Source organism: Nostoc sp. CHAB 5836, assembly GCF_020829445.1.
Lineage (GTDB): Bacteria > Cyanobacteriota > Cyanobacteriia > Cyanobacteriales > Nostocaceae > Nostoc.
Window position 1 is genome coordinate 1 of sequence record NZ_JAIVFV010000283.1, and the last position, 5,173, is coordinate 5,173.

Genomic DNA, 5,173 nt, shown 5'->3' on the forward strand with positions numbered 1-5,173 from the left:
AACTTGCTTTTCAAACTTGCTTTCCACAACTATTACTGTCGTTAATTTTACTCTACTTTGAACGAATGCGAAATTTCATACTTAGTTGTGGAATTGACATTCAAATTTCCCGGTGCAAGATATGAGTGGACTTAATATCATTCCTTGCTTGGGTTTCACGTTAAGTTGACACCAATGGCGAGACGCCCACCCCACAACAAGTAGTTGAGTCTTTTTTTATCGTAAATTAAAGGGTTTAAGACCCCTACATCATGTAGCACCCATTTCAGTCGGGGTTTAAATCCCCTTATGTAAGTAGAGCGACGCAAATAAAGCTAACTGCCTAAGCTGTCACTTGTACTGCCCTTAAGAGCGAGACGCAGTTCGACTGCGGTTCCATCTCTTCTTAGGCTACGCCAACGAGCGGAGTCGAGATGCTCACCGTAAACTCACCAAGCGCGAACGCGAGTGCGTCTGGTAGAGTTGTCGAAGTATTCGTCATTTATAAGGGTTTAAGGTGTATTTATGTTTCGTAATATAGTTTGGTTTATTCTTGCCAACTTACTTAATTTCTTTAATTTTGAATTGTTAATTGGAAGTCCCTAAGCCCAAAAAATAAAAATAAAAATAATGGTTCAGCTTTTGAGAAATACTTGTAATAGTGCAAGGGCTAACCATAACACTAACTTGCAAAAAATTGCAATCATATATGTCACATGAATAATGTGATCCAGAACACTTCCTGTCCATTTTTTTCAATCATATCATCTTTGTAATTGCTGATGCAGCATAAACATATTTGATAACTTTCTATAAGTTTCGATTAACCCGGACTACATAACTAAAGTGTAGTCATATAGATATTTAGTGGAGCAACAGAAGTTTATGATCTCAACCACAACTTACACTTACGACGTTAATGGCAAACTGATATCTGAGAATATAGACAACAACAGTGATGGGGAAATAGACTCAGTTATTAACTACCGCTATAATTTGACATCTTTTAGCATTGACAACAACAGTGACGGCATCACTGATAGTGGCGGCATCTATAGTTATGATGGCAAAGACAAGCTGACATCCGAAAGCATTGACATCAACGGCGACGGTATCGCTGATAATGTTAAAACTTCTACTTATGATGCTAAGGGCAACCTGACATCCTCTACTGATGATTGCAACGGCGACGGCATCGCTGATAATGTTGAAACCTCTACTTATGATGCTAATGGTAACAGGACATCCATAACTATTGACAGCAACGGCGACGGCATCGCTGATAATGTTGAAACCTCTACTTATGATGCTAATGGTAACAGGACATCCATAACTATTGACAGCAACGGCGATGGCATCGTTGAACGTATCGAAACCTATACTTATGATGCCAACGGCAATGAGACATCCTATAGTTTTGGGGGTGGCGACGGCATAGTGGAATATGTCGAAACCTCTACTTATGATGCCAAGAGCAATCGGACATCTTTAAGTCGTGACAACAATGCTGACGGTATAGTTGATAGTGTCGAAACCTATACTTTTGATGTCAGCGGCAATCGGACATCCTATATTACTGACAACAACGCCGACGGTATAGTTGATAGTGTCGAAACCTATACTTTTGATGCCAACGGCAAAAAGATATCAGAAACCTTTGACACTAACGGCGATGGCATAGCAGATACACTCGCAACTTATACTTATACTTATGATGCCAAGGGCAATCAGATATTCTATAGTAGTGACAGCAACGGCGATGGCATCGTTGAAGATGTTGAAACCTCTACCTATGATGTTAACGGGAACTTGACATCGTGTAGTTTTCGTAACGACACCATTGAATATATCGAAATCTATACTTATGATACCAATGGCAATCGGATATCCCTTAGTCGTGACGACAACGGCGATGACATCGCTAATTATGGCGAAACCTATACTTATGATCCCAATGGCAAGTTGACATCCCTTAGCCGTGACGACAACGGCGACACCATCGTTGATTATGTCGAAACCTATACTTATGATGTCAACGGCAATCGGACATCCCTTAGTCGTGACGATAATGGCGACACCATCGTTGATTATGTCGAAACCTCTGCTTATGATGCCAACGGCAAGTTGACATTCTCTAGTTGTGACGAAAACGGCGACGGCATAGATTATGCCTACACTTACACTTATAATAATGCCGACGGCAATCGAATATCCGAAAGCTCTGACAACAATGCCGATGGCATCGCTGATTATGTAAAAACCTATACTTATGGAATCGCATCCGCCAGCTATGACTTTAATAACGATGATTTAATTGATGCGGTTGGAACTTATATCTACGACTTTAGCGGTAAGCTGATCTCACAGAAGATTGACAATAATCGTGATGGCATCACAGACGAGATTACTGCTTACAGTTACGATGCTAACGGCAAACTCACTGCACAAGTAGTTGACAAAAATAATGATGGTCTCCCTGATGAGATTACCACTTACAATTACGATGCAAATGGTAAACTAACTTCGGCAGATATTGACAATAATCACGATGGGATAACTGACGCAGTTGCTAGTTATCTGTTTGATGCCAACGATCAACTGGTCAGCACAATCACTAAGGATTCAAATATACCAAATATTACTTTAAACGCTGACGATGTTGCAGATACACTCATTGGTGGGACTGGTAATGACAACATTTTTGCTAAAAATGGCAACTATCAACTCTTTGGATTAGCAGGAAATGATAAATTAGTTGGTGATCAGGGTAATGACATCCTCAACGGCGGCGCTGGTGGTGATACCCTCACAGGCGGTAATGGCGCTGATAAATTTGTATTTAACAGCCTAAGTGATTCGCTGCTGTCTGGCTTTGATAGAATTACTGATTTCAGGATCAGTCAAGATCAAATTGATGGTCTGAATGCAGTTTCAGCCGCTAATTTGGTTCAACTTGGTACTGTTGCAAGTTTAAATATTGTCGATATACAACAAGTATTAACTACAACTGCCTTGGTGGCTAAAGGTGCGGCAACTTTTACCTTTGGTACAGGCAATAATGGGCGGACTTTTCTAGCACTCAATGATAGTACAAATGGATTTTCTGCTCTCACAGATGCCGTGATTGAGATTAGTGGCTACCAAGGTAATTTATCTGACTTAGCCATTGTCTAAAGTTAAAATGAATCTAGAGACGTAGCAGTGCTACGTCTCTACAAGGGTTCTGGGTAACGCATATTTAATTAGTTACGTGAGTTTAACGAACTTTGGGGGTTTAAGTCCTAGCCTTTGAAGGGCAGCGCGAATTGAACGCCTAAATCTAAATCCCCGTCACAAAACGTAATTGCGTTAGCGCAGCGTTAGCGACGTACGAGCGTCATGGGCGAAAAAGCGAATTGCGAATTGGTTTAAGTCTCCCGGTTCAATAAAAAAGTAAGTTTTGTGTTGGGGTTAAATCCTCATTACAAAACAAAATTTACGAATTACGTTAGCGTAGCGATAGCGAAAGCGTTGCGGTAGAGAGGAACGAGCGTCCGCAGGAGCGTCATTACGAATTAAGAATTATTTTAATTTCTACCAGATGTCTATTTGGGAAATTCTGCACGTAACTGATTGACTACCCGATCTAGTGCTACCGAATGGGCGGCTTTGAATAATAAACGATCGCCTGCTTGCACAAATGTCTTCAACCTAGCCACCAACTCAGCATGGGTTGCAAAGCATTCCGATGGTATACCCTCGGCACTAAGGGCGATCGCTTCGGCATCTTGTCCATCTACTAAAACCAACAAACCGTCTAAATTCAACTTTCGCACTGTTTCTCCCACTCGCTGGTGCAACTGCTGCGATCGCTCTCCCAATTCTTTCATTGCACCCAATACGGCAATTTTCCGCTTTCCGGGTGTATCTGCCAATAATTGCAACGCTGCTATCATAGCTTCTGGTGCAGCATTATAAGTTTCATCTAAGATTACCACATCATTGGGTAAACTAAATCGCTGCGATCGCCCTGTGGGCATATCCACCATCACACCTGTTTTCAGGCTTGCCCAATCAATTCCCAACACCTTTGCCACCGCTAAAGCTGCCAAGAAATTAGTGGCATTGTGACGACCAGGCAACGGCAGAGGCAGCTTGAATCCTGCGACTTCCACAGTCTGGTGATCAATTAATTGCCCTTGAATATCCCCACCAGAAAAACCGTAAGTTATAACTTCTCCTTGCCAAACTTTCGCTGCTGTAGTCATTAATAGAGGATTGTCGTAGTTGAGAATTGCCACACTATCAGTAGACATTTCCACTAACAGTTCACATTTTGCCTGAGCGATCACTTCTTCCGAACCCAGTAACTCAATATGTGCCGTCCCCACATTGGTAATCACTCCAATTGTTGGACGCGCTATTTGTGTCAGTTCGGCAATTTGTCCCCGACCCCGCATCGCCATTTCAATCACGGCGTAATCATGTTCGGCGCCAAGTTCTAGGAGAGTTTTCGGGACACCAATTTCGTTGTTGTAATTTCCATAAGTTTTATGAACTCGTCCCTTTGTCCCTAAAACTGCGGCGAGCAATTCTTTAGTTGTAGTTTTACCTACGGAACCTGTTACGCCAATTACAGGAATGTTAAAGCGATCGCGCCACCATCTGCCAATTTTTTGATACGCCTTGAGGGTATCTTTTACTTGTAATGCAGGAAATCCCGGATTTTCGTATTCCAAATCCACAATTGCAGCTATTGCACCCTTGGCGATCGCAGTTGGCACAAATTCATGTCCATCAAACTTATCGCCTCGTAAAGCTACAAATACTTCACCCGGCTTCAGGGTACGGCTATCTGTTTGTATACCGCTACTTACTTGTGTTAAAGCATTTTCACATAAGTTTACAGTCTGGGCCAAAATAACTTCAACCAGCTCGGTTAGGGTGGCAGAGCAACGCATAAGTAATTTACAATTTAAAATTCAAAATCAGAAAATCGGATTATGACACAATAGTGCATTCAACAACAAGATTTGCGACTTATCGAAAATAGTTGAGAAAATTCTCAACTATTTAACGTGGTTCGGTCGTTTCAGGATTTTTAAATCGGCTGAAATAGTCAAAAAATGACCAAATAGAAATCGGATTCCTTAAAATAAAATTTTCTATGTGATTTTACGGAGAAAAATAGCTATTCAATGTTAAATCATAAAGT

Annotated in this window: 2 protein-coding genes; one reads left to right on the forward strand and one right to left on the reverse strand. The window is 41.4% G+C overall.

Features of this window, described 5'->3' with window-relative positions:
* Window positions 1-864: 864 nt before the first annotated feature.
* A complete protein-coding gene (locus LC605_RS30800) occupies window positions 865-3,153 on the forward strand; it encodes a bluetail domain-containing putative surface protein (protein WP_229551207.1) in 2,289 nt (762 codons plus the stop codon).
* 410 nt (window positions 3,154-3,563) lie between these two features.
* Here the strand turns inward: LC605_RS30800 and murF are convergent, their stop codons facing one another.
* Entirely contained in the window at window positions 3,564-4,919 is a 1,356-nt protein-coding gene (gene murF, locus LC605_RS30805) for a UDP-N-acetylmuramoyl-tripeptide--D-alanyl-D-alanine ligase (protein WP_229551208.1), read from the reverse strand.
* Between the last annotated feature and the right edge of the window lie 254 nt (window positions 4,920-5,173).